This window comes from Haloferax marinum, assembly GCF_009674625.1.
GTDB lineage: Archaea > Halobacteriota > Halobacteria > Halobacteriales > Haloferacaceae > Haloferax > Haloferax marinum.
On sequence record NZ_WKJQ01000001.1, the window covers coordinates 2361006 to 2381167 of the forward strand.

Annotated in this window: 19 protein-coding genes; 7 read left to right on the forward strand and 12 right to left on the reverse strand. The window is 54.9% G+C overall.

The genetic code is table 11. The features are described from left to right. The first annotated feature begins 122 nt into the window (after positions 1–122). The 3 genes from GJR99_RS11870 (at position 123) to GJR99_RS11880 (ending at position 1981) form a co-directional block, all read left to right on the forward strand. Positions 123–656 (forward strand): hypothetical protein, encoded by a 534-nt coding sequence (locus GJR99_RS11870; protein WP_225317626.1) that lies wholly within the window; start codon positions 123–125, stop codon positions 654–656. A 69-nt stretch (positions 657–725) separates the two neighbouring features. After that, on the forward strand, positions 726–983 hold the full coding sequence (locus tag GJR99_RS11875) for a hypothetical protein (protein WP_151112410.1): 258 nt from the start codon (positions 726–728) through the stop codon (positions 981–983). Between the two features lie 155 nt (positions 984–1138). After that, the gene (locus GJR99_RS11880) at positions 1139–1981 is read left to right on the forward strand and encodes a transcription initiation factor IIB (protein WP_225317627.1); all 843 of its coding nucleotides are present in this window, start codon (positions 1139–1141) and stop codon (positions 1979–1981) included. A gap of 18 nt (positions 1982–1999) precedes the next feature. On the opposite strand, the gene GJR99_RS11885 is transcribed toward GJR99_RS11880, so the two are convergent. After that, on the reverse strand, positions 2000–2284 hold the full coding sequence (locus tag GJR99_RS11885; protein WP_151112414.1) for a DUF3006 family protein: 285 nt from the start codon (positions 2282–2284) through the stop codon (positions 2000–2002). Further along, positions 2281–3717, reverse strand: a complete 1437-nt coding sequence (locus GJR99_RS11890; RefSeq protein WP_151112416.1) for a lamin tail domain-containing protein — start codon at positions 3715–3717, stop codon at positions 2281–2283. Before GJR99_RS11890 ends, GJR99_RS11885 begins: the two co-directional genes overlap by 4 nt. Before the next feature lie 304 nt (positions 3718–4021). Between GJR99_RS11890 and GJR99_RS11895 the strand changes: the two genes are divergently transcribed. Further along, complete coding sequence (locus tag GJR99_RS11895) at positions 4022–4504, forward strand: hypothetical protein (RefSeq protein ID WP_151112418.1); 483 nt, start codon at positions 4022–4024, stop codon at positions 4502–4504. A 94-nt stretch (positions 4505–4598) separates the two neighbouring features. On the opposite strand, the gene GJR99_RS11900 is transcribed toward GJR99_RS11895, so the two are convergent. Genes GJR99_RS11900 through GJR99_RS11925 form a run of 6 tightly spaced genes read right to left on the reverse strand, consistent with a single transcriptional unit; the run spans position 4599 to position 11783 of the window. Next, entirely contained in the window at positions 4599–6668 is a 2070-nt protein-coding gene (locus tag GJR99_RS11900; protein ID WP_151112420.1) for a VirB4 family type IV secretion system protein, read from the reverse strand. Beyond that, complete coding sequence (locus GJR99_RS11905) at positions 6661–7770, reverse strand: hypothetical protein (protein ID WP_151112422.1); 1110 nt, start codon at positions 7768–7770, stop codon at positions 6661–6663. The genes GJR99_RS11900 and GJR99_RS11905 overlap by 8 nt, the downstream gene beginning before the upstream one ends. A 6-nt stretch (positions 7771–7776) precedes the next feature. After that, on the reverse strand, positions 7777–8844 hold the full coding sequence (locus GJR99_RS11910; protein WP_151112424.1) for a hypothetical protein: 1068 nt from the start codon (positions 8842–8844) through the stop codon (positions 7777–7779). Between the two features lie 2 nt (positions 8845–8846). Continuing rightward, positions 8847–9689 (reverse strand): hypothetical protein, encoded by an 843-nt coding sequence (locus tag GJR99_RS11915; RefSeq protein WP_151112426.1) that lies wholly within the window; start codon positions 9687–9689, stop codon positions 8847–8849. Beyond that, positions 9686–11428 (reverse strand): hypothetical protein, encoded by a 1743-nt coding sequence (locus GJR99_RS11920; protein WP_154325989.1) that lies wholly within the window; start codon positions 11426–11428, stop codon positions 9686–9688. Before GJR99_RS11920 ends, GJR99_RS11915 begins: the two co-directional genes overlap by 4 nt. Before the next feature lie 25 nt (positions 11429–11453). Continuing rightward, positions 11454–11783 carry a hypothetical protein gene (locus tag GJR99_RS11925; RefSeq protein WP_151112428.1) on the reverse strand — a complete coding sequence of 110 codons (330 nt, stop codon included), beginning with the start codon at positions 11781–11783 and terminating at the stop codon, positions 11454–11456. A 1145-nt stretch (positions 11784–12928) separates the two neighbouring features. On the opposite strand from GJR99_RS11925, the gene glmM reads away from it, so the two are divergent. Beyond that, on the forward strand, positions 12929–14278 hold the full coding sequence (gene glmM / locus GJR99_RS11930; protein WP_151112429.1) for a phosphoglucosamine mutase: 1350 nt from the start codon (positions 12929–12931) through the stop codon (positions 14276–14278). Between the two features lie 223 nt (positions 14279–14501). On the opposite strand, the gene glmU is transcribed toward glmM, so the two are convergent. The 4 genes from glmU to GJR99_RS11950 all read right to left on the reverse strand — a co-directional run bounded on the left by glmU (position 14502) and on the right by GJR99_RS11950 (position 18325). Next, positions 14502–15710, reverse strand: coding sequence for a bifunctional sugar-1-phosphate nucleotidylyltransferase/acetyltransferase (glmU, locus tag GJR99_RS11935; protein ID WP_151112431.1), 1209 nt, complete (start codon positions 15708–15710; stop codon positions 14502–14504). Positions 15711–15831: 121 nt separating this feature from the next. Then, positions 15832–16710 carry a hypothetical protein gene (locus tag GJR99_RS11940; protein WP_154325990.1) on the reverse strand — a complete coding sequence of 293 codons (879 nt, stop codon included), beginning with the start codon at positions 16708–16710 and terminating at the stop codon, positions 15832–15834. Next, entirely contained in the window at positions 16707–17447 is a 741-nt protein-coding gene (locus GJR99_RS17935; protein WP_151112435.1) for a hypothetical protein, read from the reverse strand. The genes GJR99_RS11940 and GJR99_RS17935 overlap by 4 nt, the downstream gene beginning before the upstream one ends. Further along, positions 17444–18325: a hypothetical protein gene (locus GJR99_RS11950; protein WP_228717010.1), complete on the reverse strand. Its 882-nt coding sequence runs from the start codon at positions 18323–18325 to the stop codon at positions 17444–17446. Before GJR99_RS11950 ends, GJR99_RS17935 begins: the two co-directional genes overlap by 4 nt. A gap of 361 nt (positions 18326–18686) precedes the next feature. Between GJR99_RS11950 and GJR99_RS11955 the strand changes: the two genes are divergently transcribed. Continuing rightward, positions 18687–18929 carry a MarR family transcriptional regulator gene (locus GJR99_RS11955; RefSeq protein WP_151113954.1) on the forward strand — a complete coding sequence of 81 codons (243 nt, stop codon included), beginning with the start codon at positions 18687–18689 and terminating at the stop codon, positions 18927–18929. A 270-nt stretch (positions 18930–19199) separates the two neighbouring features. Continuing rightward, entirely contained in the window at positions 19200–20117 is a 918-nt protein-coding gene (locus GJR99_RS11960; RefSeq protein WP_151112439.1) for an NAD-dependent epimerase/dehydratase family protein, read from the forward strand. Positions 20118–20162: the final 45 nt, after the last annotated feature.

Sequence of the window (20162 nt, forward strand, 5' to 3'; positions counted from 1 at the left end):
GTGGCTCGTGGTTCGTTGGTGCGATGCAATTCATTCCTCAACTGCCTGGTTGCCATTGCTCAGCCATTTTATCTCCCCCACAGGAGTGCGGGGGAACTCATGAATGCCCCTGAGTGAGCCTAATGACTGTCTCAAACAACCACGAGCGACGCGTATCAACAACCGGTCCAGACCTCGGCCACGACTTGGTCCGCATCACTGAATGGGTGCCTGGAAGCGAACCGACCGACTACGATATCGAACTCTCAGACCTCGACGGCTACCGAACGCGTTTCTGGCGCTGCCGGAAGTGTGGCCAAGAACGGAATCGGAAAACTGAATTCAGAGAGCCATGTCCGGTCGTCGACGGCCAGACACTCCTCAGCGACGGTGGCTACTCTCTCAGTGAGTCGCGGACGTGGAAAGCACTCACCGAGGAAATGGACGTCCGATTCGGTGACGTTGGTCCCACCTACGAAGTCGATTCATCGAGCGGTAACACATACGATGTGGATGTCGAGGAAGGGACGTGTTCGTGTCCAGACCACCGGAAACGTGGTGTCGAATGCAAGCACCTTCGACGTGTTATCTTCGAGATTCGAACGCGAATACTTCCACAGCCGAATGGTCGGTTTGCGACGTGTGAGTTCGATACACAGCACCCACTTCATCTGTAGAGACCCTACACGAGAGATTTTATCGCCCCCTGAGCGGGGGCGGGGCGCACAATGCCTCGCTGATTTCGAATGAGTACAGACACAATCCAAAGAGTCGGGAGTATCGTCGAGCGAACCGAACAGAGGCACGAACTCGTCGTCGTGACCAAGTGGCGAACATCGGCCGACACGTCACTCGAAGATTTGACGTCGTTCGACCAGAACCGACGTCGGTTCTGGCGGTGTCGAGCGTGTGGGCGAGAACAGCCGACGACGAACAAGTTCGACGCAGCATGTCCAACGAGCACGATGAGCGATGACTCCCCACCAGTTCAGACGTCAGACTGACCGCCGTTTTATCTCCCCCACAGGGGGTGCGGGGGTGCCCACGAAGGGCCTTTCCTCACACAGAATACATGTCTCTGAGAGAAATCTACGACCGAACGTTCGACGAATCGTGCGGGAGATCCATTGATGCAACTGCCTGCCCTGAATGCGACGGCATGCTCGAAACGGAGGGTGGCGAAACGAGGTGCGACGAGTGTGGCCTCATCGTCGACCAGTACTACATCGACCACACCCACGGCCCACGCGTGTTCGATGACGACCCAGAACCGACGCGGCGGACGGGAAGTCGGCTCACACCCGCTCGACACGACCGGGGCCTGTCTGCAGAAATTGGCTACAACCGTGATGCGAACGGGGCTCGCCTGCCATCGAAGAAACAGTGGCAACTCCATCGGCTTCGACGTGAACACCGTCGTGCTCGGTTTGGGTCGAAAGCAGAGCGAAATCTTGCACACGCACTCCAGGAGATTGCACGGATGGCGAGTGCCTTGGACCTCTCACAGAGTGTGGCTGAAGAGGCTAGTCAGACCTACCGGCGGGCACAGAACCACGACCTCATTCGTGGACGTTCGCTCGAAATGATGGCCGCAGGGAGTCTGTATGCGACGTGTCGGTGTCGTGGTCTCCCACGTCGACTAGACGAAATCGCAACCGTTGCTCGATGCACGGTCGAACAGGTGCAAACGGGGTATCGAGCGCTCAACAGTGAATTGAGAATCAACGCACAGACGGTAACTGCACGGGCGCACGTTCCACGGCTCGCATCGGATTGCGGTGTCTCAGCGGCTGTCCAAGGCCGGGCATACGAACTTGCAGAACTCGCTGACGACGAAGGGATTTCGAATGGACGGAATCCTGCTGGTGTCGCAGCGGCTTGCCTATATCTCGCAACAAAACAGCGTGGAGGAACGCAGACACAAGCGGACTTTTCGACAGTGGCAAACGTGGCTGTCCCAACCCTCAGAGCCAGATATTACGAACTGAGAGAGCGGGTCTGAGTTACGACGAGACCGAGATTACGACGTGTCGTCGCTCGGCGGCCGACGGGACAGTCGGTCAAACCGTGACTGAGCGGCTTCAGTCCGTTCTTCCGTTTCCTCCGGTTCGTACGTTCCACTTTCGTACTCTCCTTCGGAGACGGTGACAGTCAGTACCGAATTCTGCTTTCTCGCACGCCAGGGGAGTTGAGACCGGTCGACAACGAGCTGGTCGATATCCTGGCCATCCTCTTCGATAAGCAAGACCGCGAGGTCGTCTTCGAAGTGGTCGACTGTTGCCGTGTATGTCCCATCTGGAATCATGTGTACGCCTCCTCAACTACGGTCGCACCGGTATTATTCAATACGGTGATAGTATCGCCACCATTGTTCCAGATTGCCGACTCCGACCCCCAGTAGAGATCGGTCGTTGTGTCGGTGCCCCTCCCAGTGTGGAGCGTGATGGTTGCACCCGCCTCGAGTGTCGTGTCACCCGGGACGGTGTACGTTCTGCCTGCCTCATCAGAGATTGTCCATCCGGAGAGGTCGATCGAGTTGCTCCCTGTATTCTCGAAGACGATGTATTCATCGTTCAGGTTCTCACTCTCTGTCCCTTCGGCATCGGCGTGAACCTCCGCGACGGCAAGCGAAGCACTCATGGTCTCAGTATCAACCCCACCGTCGGTCGCGATCGGTGTGAGGGTCGACACATCCCCCTCTGCTGTAATCTCGGTTCGGATGGTTACATCGGGTCCCGTCCCGGGTTCGATAGCAGCCCCATCACGGAGTTCTGTTGGACTGGTCGGTGCCTCCTGTTGTGTACTAATTGTCACGCGCTCACCATTACTCGCAAAGACAATCGTCCCGTGAGTTGCAGTCCAGTATGTCGGGATTGACTGTGCTGCTAACCGCTCGAGTGTCTCCTCATTCGGGTGTCCATATTGCGAATCGTAGTCGCTTGAGACGACTGCAATCTTCGGCTGGACAGCTTGCAGGAATGGCTCGCTCGTGCTGCCTTTCGAGCCATGGTGGCCGGTCTTCAGCACGGTGGCTCGTAGGCTTTCGTCATAGGTGTCGACCATGTACTCTTCGGCTTCGTGTTCGGCATCGCCCGTGAACAAGAATCGAGTCGACCCAAACTGTGTCATCAGGACGATGCTGTTCTCGTTGCGGTCCTCACTTGCAAGGTAGCCCTCTGGAGGCGACAGCACCGTCGAAGTCACCTGTCCCATCCTGATTTGATCGCCTGCTTGCGTCCGATAGAGTGGCACGTCGTATTTCTCAACGGCGTCAAGGTACGCAGCATACGTCTGCGATGTCGATGCAACCCCTGGGTCGTAGATTGCACCAATTCCGTTCGCCTCTGTTTCGTAGTATTCGATGATTGCGGCGTTCCCACCGATGTGGTCCGCGTCGGCGTGGGAGGTCACGAGATAATCCAGTCGTTGGATATTGTGTGCCTGGAGATACGCGAGAACCGGTTCACCATCATCCCGGAAATCGCCGGAGTCAATGAGCATTGTCTCTCCGTTCGGTGCGATGAGAAGCGTGCTCACCGACTGGCCAACGTTGATGAAATGAACTTCAAGCGTTCCGTTGAGCGACGTGACTGTAGTTGGTGACTGGGTTGTGGTTGCCTCCTCTGCTGTTGTCGTTGGTTCGCCAGTGGCCGTGTCAAGTGTACCACTTCCACCACCGCTACACCCCGCGAATAAGACAAGAAAGACGACCGCAATAGTTCGGAAAGATGCAGACATACTACATCGGTTGGCCGCTTATGATATACCTCTATCCGATTCTTAGCTACGATGCTTCTCCAGTCTCGTGCAAGTGAGAAGAACACACTAAACACAACTGACCGGCCCACGAACTCTAATCAGAACGACGATAGAAATCCACTCTGACGCTGTTAGAATTAGTGTGCAACATACAGGGATTGTCGCCAGCAAACGGTCACCGCCGTTTAACTAGTCTGTAGTAAAGCTGGAGGTGGGCGGATTTATCAAAACAAAGACTTGTTCGCCGGTTATATATTTGGACCGTGTCTCTCTCCTGTACAGCATGTCTCGAACTGGTCCAGACTACGTGGAGTCAGAAGCAGAATTACATCGAGATCTCGACCTCAAGCAGAAGCAGGGGGAAATCTCAGAGGAAACGGCCCAATCTTTCCGTGACCTCTACGAGTTCGCCAAGGAACTCGGGGATGATGTCCGAATCGGGAAAGCAAAGAACGCCAACTTTCGCATGTACGTCGACGCACATCAAGAAGACTATCACACTAATCCGAGCGTGTTCTCGGCCAACGTTTCTGGATTAGTGAAAATTTGGCCAGCGAACATGCCATACCGAGATAATGAACAGCCACCTGTGACTTGGGACGAACAGGACTACGTCAAGTTCAAACGGTCGTTCCAGGGTCTCCAAGGGATTCCTCAAGGTGATCAGGAAGTGAGTTTCCAAACACTGGTCTCGACTGGAAATCTCGATGCGTTCGAAGCAATCGTAGAAGAATTTGTCAGCACTTGCCGGCAAAGAGCCGATTGACGGGTGACCTCGGATGGCCCATGAGAGGAGCGCGCGAACCCCGTCAACGGTAGAGCATCTCGCTAGACCCCACCGCTGAACCAAAAGTACCATCTCAAGCGCCTGGGAGCGACCCCGAAGCTGACTCCGTTGGGTCGAAGTCGATAACCTGCTTCTCCTTGGGCATCGCTTCGACTCGGATACCACGCCACTCGCCGTCGACGCCGACAAGCGCTTCTGAATACCCTGCATCCTCATTCCCGGGAATCGCATCCTGCACGAAGCGCATCTGCGCATAATTCAGGCCGAATTCCTTTGCCCACGCTTCGTCCATCCCATCGAGGTGGTGGAACTGCTTGACAGCACACTGATCGAGGATTGCCTCAGACTCAGCATGTTCGAAGAACTCGTCGACGGTCTGGGTGACGAGTCTGATGGATAAGTCGTGATGTCGGTGATGACGGAATACCGTCTCCAAGAATGCCAGGCTTGCGGCGTCTTGCATGATGTACCGTGCCTCGTCGATGACGAACACGACTTCCTTGTCAGTCTCTTTGGCGCGTTCGTAGACGAGCGAGATGAGAAGTTGCATCGTCAGTGCTGTGCTACTGCTGACGCTGCCTTCTTGCTGGGCCAAGTCAAGGTAGATGACCTTCTCGTCGCGAATGTTGAACTCGGATGCTCTGCCCAGATTTGCATAGCGGCCGCCTTCCTCGAACAGGCGAAGTTGCCCAAGGAGCCACGTTGCGTCGTCACGGAGTTTGCTCGCCTCGGCGTTTGTGCGAACAACGAACGTTTCAGGAGATTCGACCATCTCTTCGAAGACGTCCATCATATCTCGGATGGTTGGACTCGGGTTTCCATGCGTCGCGATCTCGTCAGTGATTCCCTGTCGTTCGTACGCTTGTTGGAGTCCGAGTTCGAGCGTAGTTCGACGGTCTCCAAGTGTGATACCGCGAAGAGCGAAGTAGTTCGTCAGGAAACTCATGGCGTCATCGAGTTTCTCGTTGAACGGACTCGCATCCTCACCCATCGCTCGCTGGACGTGTTCAGGTGTCTGGCGAATCTCCAATGGGTTCAGTCCGAGTGTCCCACCAACCGTAACCCGCTTCGCGTTGAGCGCCTCAGCCACACCAGCCCAGTTGTTGAGCGGTTCGAGGATAATCCCAATCCGGTCTTTGCTTTGTTCGATAGAGCGGATGAAGTTCTGCTTCGAACCAAAGGATTTCCCAGAGCCAGTATCGCCGACTGTGAACATCGCATAGCCGTTGTCACGAGCAAACGGGTCGATAACGACCGGGCTGTGGGTGTCTTTGTGAATCCCGAACTCGACGCCACCCTCTTCGAGAATCGTTGCGTTGTGTGGTGAGGAAAGGAGCGCTCCAACAGCACCACCGAGTGTGATTGACTTGCGGCCCAACACGTTGGCACCGATAGGTGCTGCTGATTGGAGGGCGAGGTCTTGTTTGCAAATCGCAGTTTTCGGTGTCAGACTGGCTGGCTCATCCCGAAGTGCGCTCTTGATACTCTGGACGGCGTCACGTAATTCGTTGCGTGTGTCTGCACGAACAGTGACGAAGAGCGCTTGGTCGAAGACACGGGTCCCGCTCTCGACAGCATTGTACGTCGCCGCAGCTTGATTTGCTCGCTGTTGGAGGTAGCCACCTCGAACACTCTTTTCGAGGTCAGCGTCGACCTGGAGGTCGTCGGCAATCTCTTGGAGTTCGTTCCGAGCACGCTGTTGGTTCTTCGGTCGAATATGAGCGGTGAGGTCGAACTCAACGTCCGTCAGTTGGAAGAGGTCACTGAGGTAGCCATCATTCGGGTAGTCTGGGTAGTCCGTGATGTAGAGCGTCGACGTCCACTGTTCGCCAACGCGGGCCGCACGCGTCCCCCACTCGATTGCAGCGGGTGCGATTGTCGTTTTGTGTGACTCTGCGATATTGTCGAGAAGTCGTCCCTCAGTGTGTCCGGTCTGGATCGTTTCCTCGTCGAAGACGTCCGTGAAGTCGACTTCAGGTTCTTCTTCTGTGGCGTGGCGTTTCCATGCAAAAATGCCAATGAGTGCGATTACGAGCACTCCAGCAGCATAGAGTGCAGCACCTTCCGGTGACGTCGGCTGTCTAAGCCAGTCAAGGAGTTGATTCATGAACTCGCCCCCAAACTGGAGAGTGAGATTATGCATCGACACCATCCTCTCGCCGAGAGCTTCCGATGACGGGCTGGTTGCGAATGATTCGTTTGGGGTTGTCGTAGTCGTGTTCGCGGCCGTTCCAGAAGTCCATCGCTAACACGAACAACTCGACAGTGCTGAGTCGACGAGCAGACCATCCCGGTGCCTGTTGGATGAATCCAGAATCCACAGATTCGATTCGAGTATCGAGTCTCTCGAACATCCGTGCACGCTGTTCGGGCTTCGTGAGGTCTTCGCGACGTGTGACGAACGGGTTGAACAGGATCCCAATAACGGGGATTTGGGTTAGTTTCTCTGCAGGCGTTCGCTCATCTCGGAAGCGGTCATAGACCTCCAACGGTGAGACTTCGACGCCGATGAAGAACCGAATTTGTTGGGTTCCTCGGTCTTTCATCGCCCGTGGGCGCGTCTCTCTGTATTCTTCGAGGAGTTCACGGAAGATAGGATTCTGTGTAACGTCTTCGTCGGAAAGGCGCTGTTCGATCTTCTCAGTGAGTTGCTCAACCGGGAACGACCGCGTCGTCGCGTGGAATTTAAGCTTCGAGTTGAGTTCCTTGTTTGCGAACTCGGCACCTGCGTCTTGGAGACTCGCCCAGTCATCCGACATAGCGAAGTCCATATTCCCGGGATTGACTTCGATGAACGCCTCCATCACACCGTCCGAACGTTGTATGGCACCCGCACCGGGCCATGCACGTTCGATGTTCGTGAGGTCCTGTGTTCGTTCGTCGGGCTTGAATGGTGTGTAGTTCGCGAGACCACCTTCGTTGCGAATGGAATTGTCCTCAGATTCGGCGGCACTGAACGTCCGGCGTGGTCGCTTCGCGTATCGATACACGTCTTTCGACCACGCCCAGGCAGTGAGGTGGTCCGGTGCGACGTAGACGACGGCGGCACCAAGTCCGAATCCACCTGCGATGAATGGTAATGCAAGTGAGTCGATTCCAGTGAGTCCGGCGATGAACAATCCGAGAAGCGGGAACCCAATGAGGACGCCAACATCTCCCTCCTCGATATTGAGGAATGGGATTCGGCTTTCCTCCCCGAATTGGTTCATGATACGGCGTTCTGCAGCGTCTGAATCAGTCGACATGATGAATTAGCGATTGTAGTTGTGTGGGTCGTTCTCGGTTCGGCGATACGAGGATGTGGTCTGGGTGTCGGAGTTACCGTCACCCTTTGCAGCGGCTTTCTGTGCGATCATCTGGCCAGCGGCGGCTTTCGGTCCCCATCGAGCAGCAGTCGTCGCGACACTCGCGCCACCGATGTATGCACCAGTTGCGACGCTTCCGACGACGACTGCGCCTCTGCTGGCCGACCCAATGGCCTTCGCAGTCAGTGGGGTTGCATACGCGAAGGTCTTCCACGTGAGGTAGAGGGCGATGACAGGGAGTGAGACGGCGACGAGGTATTGGAGGAAGGCAGTCGCTGGCGAAAACGTCCCACTGGCGAAAAGCAGGTCGTAGCCTTTGAACACTACCGCTGCCGGAAGTGGGAGGACGACCAAGGGAACGAATCGCTTTGCGAACCCGATTGCGATGTCTGAGAGTACTGGGATGTTTCCGTAGCCAAGTGCGATGGCAATCGGCATCCCATAGACGTAGACGTACAGCAGGATTTCGCGGATGAAGAATAGTGCCTCAATCGACCACATTGAGATGCCACCGATTGCGGCGAGTAGGAGTCCTAAGAGTGGGTTGGAGACAGTTACATGCAGCAATTGAATCATTGCATCTGATAGTGATCCAAGACTTGGAAGTAATGCGATAGTGAGGCCGTCAACTAGGTATAGAGATAGGACTCCCACCCAGTACCAAGTGATGATCAGAAACGCCCCAGTCCAGGCGGTTTTCTTTGTCTTCTGGGCTTGGTACCCACTACCCATATTGAATATTCGAATGACATGACGGCCTTGTACACTAATCAGAAGGAGCAAAAACGAAACCAGCATGATTTCACCCCCAACAAGCGCGTCCTGAATAGTAGGCCACGGGGCGTTTGAGGGGCTCCCAAACATGAATGCACCAGCTGTATTCGGCGTCGGAGTCCCGAACATTGACTCGGATAGGGTATTGTACCCTTCTTTGAGTCCGCTCTCGAAGAGGCTGATAATCCAATCGACGATGTCTTTGAAGCCCTCAATAACGACGTCTATGAGCTCAACCATGGTTACGGGGCAGAAATCTCGATATCGCAGTCACGCATCTCTTCTGAGCCAGAATATGTGACTTTGAACGTTTTCGTAATCTCCAGGCCGGTAACTGTGGACTCGATAACTACTGTGAACTCCCCCTGCGTCCCGTCTGTTGAGCATCCCATTCCTTCATCGCCAAGCTTTGGACCAAAGGGGACTGTGGTACTGAATAGATCGATTTGGTCGTCTGGTGGGACAACAACATGGTCAGTCCCGTACAAGCCGCTTCCTTCGTAATTCTCTGCTAAATAAGGAACATCACCGCTAAATCGAAGCTTGACAATGGCATCGGGACCTGTACCCAGATTTCGAACTTTGACATACGCTTCACTATTTTTGATTCGGTTAGTCTCACTCTCCCCATAGACCTCATCCCACGGCTTGTCTGGGTTGTTCCTGAAGAGGCCGATATCGACGATCTCGAGTTCGGGTTGAATCTCCAAACTCATCTCAGCGAGAACATCCTCATCCTGAACAGCCAGGACACGATATTCACCAGGGTCGTATGCAGTGCCAATCTCGAACGAAACCCGTCGAGCGCCGGCAGCAACCTCACGCTTTCCGAATAGCTCGCCATTCGGCTGAATGAGATTGACCCGCTCTACATCAGCACCACCCCCGAGTTCGACAACAAGCGCGGTGCCCTCAACAGCGACTCGACTCAGGACACCCTGACCATCGGAATCGTCGTTTGCGGTGGTGGCCCCACTACCGGTCTCACCACTACCGTTGAGACAGCCTGCAAGGCCAAAGAGTGAGAGACTGGCTGCTGTTCGGAGGACGGTACGTCTATTGAAATTTGATTTGTAGCGTTTCATGGATATCGTTCAGAATCATCTCTCGGACCGAAGAATCGGAGGACGCGCGTACCAGCATAGAGCATCACGACGAATGGGATGAACTGCCAGCCGACCTCGACGAGTAATCCAAACCACCCACTGAGAGTGCTGAGTGGGTGCCACCGCGCAGTCGCCGTGTCGGAAACGTACGCGGGATTAGCCACAAGCCACGCTCCGGGGTGGTAGCGTGCGGTGTAGATTCCGGGTTGGTCGACGGTCACAATGGCGACGCCTGACTCATTCGTCCGAACACGCCGGTCAGCGATTGTAATGTATCCACCACCCGGCTCTCCGTTGAGCGATGCTCGGCGGTCATCGGTAGTGAGGTCGATTGGCGAACCAGTCTCGTTGTCTCGAAGTTCGAGACGGATAGTCGCATCGTCGTTCGTCTGATTGATTACGTCGGCAGTAAGCCGACTTTCGCGGAGTTTACGCTCAGAGCTACCCCCCACGTTAGAGGTGATGGGCGTCGCGTTGATGCCGCGGACGATGCCTGCGACACGAAGTGCGTCGCGGTCGACGTCGTTTGATCGAACGGCGAGTCCGTATGTGGGCGTGTACGATTGGTCAACGACTTCGACAGAGACAGTGTCTGGAATTGTCGACTGCGGTGTTGCTCGTTCTTGACCCCACGATTCGAGTATCGTCGGCCCACCGCGAATCGGCTCAGTTCGTGGCCCAATCCTCGAGGGATATGCGTGGACATACACTGGAAGTGCGTCTGATGCAACCTCGGTCTCGTTCGTGTCGGTCGATCGAACGAGTGTATCCCAGCGTGGGTCACGAGCCGTGTAAAAACGCCAGACACCGCGAACGCTTGACTCGCCATCTTCGGTCAGGGTGTACCCTTGCCACGGTCGAGACTGGAAGATTGCGATACCTGCGTCGCCATTGGGATACTCCGCGTAGTAGGAGTACGCTCGCAGATTGTAGACCTCGACGCCGACCGAATCAGAGACGGTAATCGTTTCAGTCGGATACGTGACCGTCGTCTCAGTACGGTTTCCAATCGTAGTTTCCGTTGTCTCCTCGAGTCGGACTTCGATATCGGCTTCGAGGGAGAGTGTTGTACTCCACGTCTCGTCGAGTAGGTAGTCGAGTTCTGGGGTGTGACTCCCTGCTGACTCGGCGATGACGTCATCATCCGATTTCAAACGGACCTCAGAAACTTCGTCGTCGACGAGTGACCACCTAACAGACGAGCTCCCGGATTGACTCCCATTTGGAACGCGAACACGGTAGTCGACGAAGCCGCGAACAGTTCCACCAGGAGCGACGTACAGTGGCGTTTCGCCCGCCTCCAGATGGCCTCGAGTTGATGGGTGAACAGCGAACAGTGTCGCGTGCGCATCGTCGATGAAAACACCATCTTTGAGAGCGGCGTGTTTCGGGTGAACCGACGTCTGTGCGTTGCCTGCGTTCAGGTCACGGAAATCATTACGTGTCCACGTCGCTGCAGTCGCGGGTGGACGAGTGAACGTGATGTCCGTCCCGTTGGCAAGTTGTTGGATTGGGGTTCGATTTTCACCAAAGCGTTGGCGATACGTTGTCTCGTTCATGTACTCGTCCGAGTCACGAGACCATAGCGTCGCAGATTCGTTTTCGGTCAAGCCATTGTCTTCTGTCCCCGGGCGTGGTGGAGTTGCCGTGACGATGCCGGAGATTCCACTCGTGACGAGGAGGCACGCAATCACGATCGACCACGCGTCAGTACGCATCAGGGCTCGAAGGTGAGACCTCGAATTACCACGGCGCGAGGTTGACACACTGGGCGAGCGGCAGTCCCATCAACGACCCTGCAACAGTGTACAATGGGCCGAGTACAACCAGGATGGTTGCAGATTTCAGTGCTGCCCGCTTGTGTTCTTTGAGCTTGGCCTTCTGCTCGTGATTCATCGTGAATAACTCGAAGAGAGAATCACCTTGCCAAACAACGACGAGTCCGATGAGACCGAGGCCGGTCGTCAGTTGGAAGAAGCCCTCGATAATCTGTGGAAGTTTGCTTGCGCTGCAGACAACTCCCTGGGCTGCAACAGGTTGCGTGAGGACAAATAGACTCAATAGGACAGTCATCGCGACGATACGGCGAGGCGAAACAAACCGAGACGATTCTTGAATTGAATTGGGTGCAGTATTGATTGATTTGCCTTTTTGATTGGACATGTAGATTGCTTGTTGGTTGTGCCAACGTGGCTCAATTCCTGACCATCTCAACTTTGAGCTAGAATTAAACTCTATTGGTTGAAAATTTGTGGATTGTGTGTCAATATCTGGTTGTTTTCTAGATAATGGGTCATGTTTCAGGATTCAAAATAGAATTCCAATATGTTGTGTAATCCTCATTAGCAATGTGAAATTTAAAAATTGGCGGAATGTTTCATTGGGTTGTCGAGTAAATTTGAATCAGCGGTACGTCTGAGAGGCAAGTATATTGTGAAATAAAAACAATAGTGAGAGGTCGTTTTGTGCCTTCTCCACCGTCATATATAATAAAAATTATTATGTCTAATCTGATCTTTCTGCTTTATATTTCGTTTGTCTCATTCCCCAAGAAGAGCACGTGACTCTGAGCGGTACAAAAGTGACGGCCACGACGATGGTCTTGTTGGCGATGCTGTAACCCGCAGAATGCTCGTTCCAACAGAAACAAATGAATTGCTGAGTCTAAAATCGAGATGGAACCGAAAATGAGAATCTGCGGCAGCGGACAGAAACACTGTGGACTGAATATTCGGCCCTCGGAAGTCATGGGCTAGATCGCCCCCAGCTCAGGCATAGTAGTAGTCTACACTTTTGCTATTCGAGCTTTTAATCAAATATCTTATAATCAGTGGAATTCGGGTGGTTGACATAAATAATACAATACTGTGGTCATCAATGTGGTACCACGGACTGTAATTGCAGATGACTTTTTACTGGTGTGATTCGATGAGTTGGCTAGCTGTTGTAATGGGTGTAGGGCTGTTTTTTCAATGTAAGGTCACTGTTGGTTGACCTGTTGATGTTGTTCAGTTTTCCCCGAGAACAAGGTCCACACGGGAATCGAGATTTTTCTCTATTTCGCACTCGAGGTGAGTTCCTCGGGTGTTTGAGAGGGGTCTTGGAAGGACACGGACGGATGTTCCTGTGGGGTCAAAAATTGTGTATGCAGAGACTGTGTGGGGACATAATCTCAACTAAGGCGAAGCGTTCATGGCCTGAAAGATAAACCGTCGTATATGTTCGGAACAAGCGGTGTACGCGGTCCCGTTGGGGACCTCATTACACCCGAACTTGCGACGGCGCTTGGGCAGGCACTCGCGGCCTGCGGTTCGGAGAGTGTCGTCATTGGTCGCGATGCACGAACGACGAGCCCACTGCTCGCTGATGCTGCGAGTGCAGCGCTTCGAAGTGCTGGTGTCGATGTCGTCCGTGCTGGGCAAGTCTCGACACCCACGCTCGCTCGTGGTGTCGCTTGGTCCGAGTCTGATGCTGGACTCATGATTACGGCGTCGCACAACCCACCAGAAGACAATGGGTTCAAGCTCTGGCAACCCTCCGGGCAGGCATTTGGGGAAGCCCGCCGCAACGACATCGAAGCGGCGCTTACCACCGATGAGCGAACGTACGCCGCGTGGGATGCCGTTGGGTCTGAGCGAACCGACGAGACCCTTACTGCGAAGCACGTCGATGCACTCTGTGATGCCGTGGATATCGATGGTGACTGCTCGGTCGTTGTTGACCTCGGCAACGGAATGGGTGGTGCGACCGTCGAAGCCTTACTCCGGATGGGCTGTGACGTCCAAACACTCAATGCGACACCTGATGGTCGGTTCCCCGGCCGACCCAGTGAGCCAACTGCAGAGACGTGTGAGACGCTTTGCTCCGTCGTCGCGAACACGGATGCGGACCTCGGAATCGCACACGATGGCGATGCTGACCGGATGATGGCCGTCGACGAGACAGGGTCGTTCATCGAGGGTGACGAACTCCTGGCGCTGTTCGCCCGTGACGTCGTCGCTGACGGTGAGCGTGTTGCCGCACCCTTGAACACGAGTCTCGTCGTCGACGACGTTCTCGACGCACAGGGCGCCTCACTCACGCGCACGAAGGTCGGTGACGTATTCGTTGCCGAGGCTGCCCAGGACGACGATGTCGCCTTCGGTGGTGAACCCTCGGGTGCGTGGATTTGGCCTGATGAAACTCTCTGCCCAGACGGTCCGCTTGCGGCCTGCAAACTCGTCGAACTCGTCGAAACGCATGGGTCGTTGGCTACCCAGCGTACGGAGTTGGCGTCGTATCCACTTCGACGGGCGAGTGTGGAGACCACCGAAAAGTCTGCGGTCATGGCCGATGTTCGTGATGGGTTGCTGGAAGCGTACGACACCGACCGGATTTCGACGCTCGACGGCGTGCGTGTCGAACACGACGATGGCTGGTTCCTCGTCCGCGCCAGTGGGACACAACCGCTCGTTCGGCTGACTGCTGAAGCACGTGATGAGAAGCGGGCGGACGACTTGCTCGCTGAGGCACGGCAGTTCGTCGACGACGCACGAAAGTCCGTCGCTGGGGTAGAGTCGTCTAACTGAACCCACTCTTTTGTTTCCAGTCGAGTACACCCCTTTCGGGGATTGGGCGTCACTGTACACCCTTCAAATCACCGGGTGTCAAGCCTGAAATAGTGCCTGAAGATTTCGACGGCGACGTTGAACGCGAAGTCGTCGTGTCCTATTACGACGACGCGATGGCACGGTGCGGTCTGTGGGGCGACGCTCGCTGGCGTTCGTAGAGGTAGCTCGTCAGACTGACTGTTTAGTTTTCGAACTGAGGGTCCTTCAGAACGACTTCGTTGGGTTTCGTTCGTGCACCTGCGTCGAGTTTCACACCTGCGTTGAGGGTCGTTTGGATTCCTGTCTTCACGTCGTCGCCACAGACGACACCGAATTTTCGCCGTCCAGTCGAGGTAATCTCACCTTTCACCGGTGTCTTGACGGCTTCGTTATCGTGCCGGAGGTTCGCGACCATGGTCGACGCACCGAAGTTCACGTCACGCCCGAGGATGCTGTCACCGACGTACGAGAGGTGGCCGACTGTGGCACCTTCCATGAGGACGCTATTTTTGACTTCGACGCTGTGGCCCACCTTTGCATCTTCTGCGATGAGTGTGGTTCCCCGGATGTAGGCGTTCGGCCCAACAGTCGCCCCACTTTTGATGAGTGCAGGCCCTTCGATGACGACACCAGCATCGACGGTTGCGCCGGCCTCGACGACGACGTCACCACGGATGGTTGCGTCCTCGTGGACGTCCCCTTGGTGTTTACGAGAGAGCTCACCGATTTTCCACTCGTTGGCTTCGAGGAGTTCCCATGGTCGGCCGACGTCCAGCCATTGTTGGAAGGGAACTGCAGTGACAGCGTGTTCGTTGCAGGCGCGTTCGAGCACGTCTGTGAGTTCGAGCTCGCCGCGTTCGCTTTCGCCCACGTCGAGCCACGCCTGTGCCTCAGCGGGGAAGACGTACGCGCCCGTGTTGATGAGATTCGATGGTGGGTCTGCCGGCTTTTCGATGACGCCCGTGACACGAGTGTCGTTTGTAGACTTCTCTGTGTACAAGACGCCGTACTGGGTTGGATCTTCGACGCGGTACGACCCGACTGCCGGTGATGACTCGTAGAGGCGTGTGAGAGAGGCTTCGTCGTAGAGCGCGTCGCCATTGAGAACAGCAAACGGTCCGGGTTCGAGGTGTGGCTCAGCAGCACGGACGGCGTCAGCAGTCCCGCGCTGTTCAGTCTGTTCTGCAAACTCGACAGGGACGCCCGTGTACTCGTCACCGAAGTATTCTCGGACAGCCTCTGATTCGTACCCGACGACGACGATGAGTTTCGAGGCACCGGCCTCGACGGCGGTTTCTGCCGTGTGTGCGGCGAGTGGTTTGTCTGCTACCGGGAGCATTGGTTTTGCTCGGTGCTCGGTGAGCGGTCGCATCCGGGTACCCTGTCCAGCAGCGAGCAGGATTGTTTGCATGCTTGTTGTTGGTAATACGATTGCTTTATTCACTTCGAACCACGGATGTTTCGTAAGCGATTCACCATTCGGTAGGATATTTCCCGCGTTTTTTCAGTTCTTTCTCTCGTATTTACCTCTCTTATACCGGTTTCACTCGGAGCTCACCGAAGCCATATCGGGAGTGGGAGCCAACTCGCGTGAGCGCATTCTTCGCGGTTTCGACCGGACGGTCTCCCAGATACTTCACGACTTGACCGTGGTCGACGGTCTGCAGACGGAAGACCTCGCGTTGTTCGAGTATCTTCTCTTCACGGAAGCGCAGATCATCACGATCTTCAGCCCACCACCACGGGATAGGCTGGTCCTTCGTTCCTGGGTACTCGGATTCGAGGACGAACGGCGTCACCAACTCGATGAGGTATGTGTCTGTCTTTTCGAGCCGCGAATAATTCAGTTCGTCAAGGTCCACCATTTGGGTGTCTTTCAGCGTAACCTCGCCGTATCCGTAGTTCCGCTTCCCACCAAATTGGGTTCCTCCTAATGTATCTGCATGTAGAGGGAGCACCGTTGGGTCATCAGCGTGCAAGTAGGCGTGGATGTACCACTTCGTGGTCTGACGGTCTTTTCGTTGGTCGGGCCGTCGTCCCATGATAGTCTCGTGAGCTAGTACTGGATGCCCGCAGTGAATCCGGAGGTCGTGCGTGTTCAACGCGTCTCGAGCACGGGATTCGAGAAGCCACGAGTGGGACGCCTGCCGATGGATGAATAGGTCGTCGTAGGCTTCAACGTCCGGCAATCCACTGCCGAGATACGGACGGCCACCCGACAGACTGTGCTCCTCCGGGAACGTTCCGAACTGACCGGGAACGAATACTCCGTGACTGGCTGACAGTCCTTTGTGCGTCTCGTAGTCAAGCTGTTGACCGAGTGCGTGAAGGATAGCATTCCCACTCACGTAATACGGGTGTCCGATGTAGTCCATTCGTAGCTCCCAGAGGAGTTGCTGGATGCGTGTCATCGGTCGGGTCTCCACGATGCGAACTCCTCGATATACTGAAGTGCGGTACTCCACGACCAGATGCGACGTAGGTTTGCGTCGAGTGTCATGTCGTACTTGTCACGGTCCGTCTCGAGTGGATGTGCTGTGAGGCGATTCCACGAGGATGCCCAGGATTGCCATGGACGATTCCCCAGCCGGGAAGATGGGCGTCCACCGTCATTTGCGTCGAGACGAAGTGCGAACCGTTCCCCGTGGAAGACAGTACGGAATGGGAAGACATCGCCTGCCAAGTCAACAACTAGTCGAAGGTCGGAAAACGTGTGGCCAGCACGGTAATTGTCGAGAAGCGCTGCCACGAGAAGCGTGTGGTACTTGAGAGACGTGTACGGGTGATACACCGACTCACTGAACAGAGTAGCTACATCAGACGTCAACCACTGCTCGTGGGCCGTCTCTGCATCTTTGATGGTCAGGAGTTCCGCCACTTCCCTCTTTACCGCTGCCTGAGGAAACGTCTCAGGGCTGTAGGCTGTCTCGCCAGTTAGGAGCGACAGGCGTGTGTTGTCTACGTGTGTTGAGACAGTTGGTTTCTGTACACTCTGTGGACGTGAGAGTGCTGCTGCATCACTATCAGCGCCCTGTGGAACCGGTTGGTTCACACGGACACCGGAAAACGTCTCACGGGCGTTATTGTGGCTCTCCCCCGTGAATTTGTGAGCGTCGTGACGGTACGCGAGTAGCATCGCGTCGCTCATTGCCTCGTCTCCACACGCTCAGTGAGCGCCGACTGGAACTCTGGAAGGTAGTCGTGAGCCCACTCGTCGTCTTTCGTGTCCATTTTATTTGTGTTGCTTTTGCCCCGGTCGAATACGCGCCAGAACTCGGACTCTTCGTAGAGCGGGTTCACGAGTTCACAGTCAACGATACCCCCGCCGAAGTTCCTCGCACCACCGAGTTGATGCATGAAGTCTGTTTGGTGGGTGTTGAGGTACTCGACACCCTCTGCGAGCAGCCCAATGAACTCGGGTTTAACCTCGCGGAACGAGAGATGCCACGCACCGTCAAGATTCGCTACGGCGTCTACCTCGGTGTTCCGAAGTGGCTCGCGATTATCGCCTTCGTTACGTGAGACGACGTTCCGATTGAGGCGACGATAGTGACCCTCAGCTTGTCCGCGTGTGTAGTCTACACTGGTGCGGACAGGCGAGAATTTGATTGGACGACGCATTACGTTCCCTGGGAAGTTTCCGAATCCACCAAAGAGGTCGAAAATCACGCACCCGTCTTCATACTCGTCTAGACACTCGCCCTTTGGATGATAGCCAGCATCAAGATCACGGTTGTAGAGTCCTTCTTTGCGGAAGTTGGCATTGGATTCGCCTGGGTGGCATGCTGTTCTTCCATACCGTTGTACGACGCACTCCATCCCATGGCGAAGCCACCCTGACAGAGAGAACGCTGGGATAATTCCTCCAATCTGATTTTGGGGGTCGGTATCGACGTAGTTGCCATTCGAAGCGTGGTGGCGGTCAGTGATAATCGAATCGTCAATGACGAGTAGCTCAGACTTGATTCGGACGAATACATCACGGAACGACGCGATCTCTATATCTGAGAGAGTCATTGTCGACATCAGACCTCCTCTGGACGTCCTTGTTCCCGAAACACTCTACAGTCGTGGTCTTCAATTTGTTCAGGAAGGCCGACCGCATTACAAACAGGGCACTCCTGTAGATGTGGCTTTAGATACTGGTCATCGATCTGTTCGACAGATTCTTGCTGCGCTTGGTCTGAGTTCTTCATGCTTCGTCTGATGGGCGAAGCGTGGGGGCGGTGTCTCCAGCACCGTCCTCGATTTCGATGAGGTATCCCGCGCTTCTCACTACTCTCTACACGGTAGTGTTACTTAGGTCTTTGCTAAGCAAAATGCTAAGCAAACGTCTCTGCGAATGGCTGAATATTATGTCTGGGAAGGGGGAACGCACACACAACAGATGGTCAACGAAAAATACGAACCAAACGAGCGGGAGGATGTTATTCTCGATTTGTTCAAGCAAGGACAGGATTCTGGCAATCCATGGGGACGAGTTAACCCATTGTATCTTCGAGAACATTCAGACCTCGACAAGGGCCAGGTCGAATATGCACTCCGGAATCTGACAAACGCTGGCTGGATTAAGCAGCTGAATCGTGGCGGCCTCTACGAGTTGGTAACTGATCCCCGTGAAAGAGAGTAATCTTGGTCTGATTTTATTCTATTACAAGAGTGGATGACACTCTTTTCGGCAGGTGAGGTATCTTCGATGTGGTCCTTTCTGTTTTGATCTGTTGATTGTGTCCGGTTCTCGAGTATAAATTCGATTCCCCTGACGTTCGGCCGAGCCAGCAATACGCGACCACCACGGTGTCTGTTACGAAAACCGTAGTTGTTTGACAGGCTATTATCTTCAGGGATGATTTGACACCCTCTTCGGCACATATTTGTCACTTCGTGAGTGGTTCGAGATATGGAAGGAAAACGTGTCCTCGTCACCGGTGGGGCCGGGTTCATCGGTTCGAATCTCGCCAACTCGCTCGCAGAAGACAACGAGGTTGTCGCCCTCGACGATCTGTATCTCGGAACGCCCGAGAACCTCAACGAATCCGTGGATTTCCATGACAAGAGTGTCCTCGACGACGATCTGCCGACTGAGGATGTGGACGTCGTGTTCCACCTCGCAGCGCTGTCGTCGTACAAGATGCACGAGGAAGACCCGACGAAAGGTGCTCGTGTGAACATCGAGGGGTTTGTCAACACCGTCGAACAAGCACGGAACGACGGGTGTGACACCGTGGTGTACGCAACGACGTCCTCTATCTACGGGTCGCAGACCGAACCCTCTCCGGAAGACATGCCGGTCGAGTCCCGCACGGGCTACGAGGCGTCGAAGTTAGCTCGAGAGCGATATGCCGAGTACTTCCACCACCACTACGATATGCAGTTGGCCGGGATGCGCTTCTTTTCAGTGTATCAAGGATTCGGCGGGGCCGAAGAGCACAAAGGCGAATTTGCTAATACGGTCGCGCAATTCGCAGATCAGATTGCAAACGGTGAGTCGCCCGAACTGTTCGGCGATGGGTCGCAGACGCGTGACTTCACTCACGTCGACGATATCGTACGTGGTTTAGAGATGGCCGCTGACGAACGACTGCAAGGCGTGTATAACCTCGGAACGGGCGAGAGCTATGACTTCAACGAGATGGTTGGCATGATTAACGAGGTTCTCGGGACGAACGTCGAACCAGTGTACATCGAGAACCCGTTCGAGGTGTACGTCCACGACACGAAGGCGGATTACTCGAAGATACACGAGGCGACTGGGTGGGAGCCCGAGATTACGTTCGAAGAAGGCGTCCAGCGCGTGTGCGAACCGTATCTGGAGTAGGTAATCCGACTGGAGTGAGAGAGTACATTTCGTGTCAGTAGCTTA

Excerpts from the sequence above, each read along its gene's own strand:
- GJR99_RS11915 (WP_151112426.1), bottom strand. The coding sequence starts at position 9,689 with ATGAAACGCTACAAATCAAATTTCAATAGACGTACCGTCCTCCGAACA.
- GJR99_RS11890 (WP_151112416.1), bottom strand. The coding sequence starts at position 3,717 with ATGTCTGCATCTTTCCGAACTATTGCGGTCGTCTTTCTTGTCTTATTC.
- GJR99_RS11955 (WP_151113954.1), top strand. The coding sequence starts at position 18,687 with ATGGTCAACGAAAAATACGAACCAAACGAGCGGGAGGATGTTATTCTC.
- GJR99_RS11880 (WP_225317627.1), top strand. The coding sequence starts at position 1,139 with ATGCTCGAAACGGAGGGTGGCGAAACGAGGTGCGACGAGTGTGGCCTC.
- glmU (WP_151112431.1), bottom strand. The coding sequence starts at position 15,710 with ATGCAAACAATCCTGCTCGCTGCTGGACAGGGTACCCGGATGCGACCG.
- GJR99_RS11900 (WP_151112420.1), bottom strand. The coding sequence starts at position 6,668 with ATGCATAATCTCACTCTCCAGTTTGGGGGCGAGTTCATGAATCAACTC.
- GJR99_RS11940 (WP_154325990.1), bottom strand. The coding sequence starts at position 16,710 with ATGACACGCATCCAGCAACTCCTCTGGGAGCTACGAATGGACTACATC.
- GJR99_RS11895 (WP_151112418.1), top strand. The coding sequence starts at position 4,022 with ATGTCTCGAACTGGTCCAGACTACGTGGAGTCAGAAGCAGAATTACAT.
- GJR99_RS11925 (WP_151112428.1), bottom strand. The coding sequence starts at position 11,783 with ATGACTGTCCTATTGAGTCTATTTGTCCTCACGCAACCTGTTGCAGCC.
- GJR99_RS11905 (WP_151112422.1), bottom strand. The coding sequence starts at position 7,770 with ATGTCGACTGATTCAGACGCTGCAGAACGCCGTATCATGAACCAATTC.
- GJR99_RS11875 (WP_151112410.1), top strand. The coding sequence starts at position 726 with ATGAGTACAGACACAATCCAAAGAGTCGGGAGTATCGTCGAGCGAACC.
- GJR99_RS11920 (WP_154325989.1), bottom strand. The coding sequence starts at position 11,428 with ATGCGTACTGACGCGTGGTCGATCGTGATTGCGTGCCTCCTCGTCACG.
- glmM (WP_151112429.1), top strand. The coding sequence starts at position 12,929 with ATGTTCGGAACAAGCGGTGTACGCGGTCCCGTTGGGGACCTCATTACA.
- GJR99_RS11950 (WP_228717010.1), bottom strand. The coding sequence starts at position 18,325 with ATGTCGACAATGACTCTCTCAGATATAGAGATCGCGTCGTTCCGTGAT.
- GJR99_RS11885 (WP_151112414.1), bottom strand. The coding sequence starts at position 2,284 with ATGATTCCAGATGGGACATACACGGCAACAGTCGACCACTTCGAAGAC.
- GJR99_RS11870 (WP_225317626.1), top strand. The coding sequence starts at position 123 with ATGACTGTCTCAAACAACCACGAGCGACGCGTATCAACAACCGGTCCA.
- GJR99_RS11960 (WP_151112439.1), top strand. The coding sequence starts at position 19,200 with ATGGAAGGAAAACGTGTCCTCGTCACCGGTGGGGCCGGGTTCATCGGT.
- GJR99_RS17935 (WP_151112435.1), bottom strand. The coding sequence starts at position 17,447 with ATGAGCGACGCGATGCTACTCGCGTACCGTCACGACGCTCACAAATTC.
- GJR99_RS11910 (WP_151112424.1), bottom strand. The coding sequence starts at position 8,844 with ATGGTTGAGCTCATAGACGTCGTTATTGAGGGCTTCAAAGACATCGTC.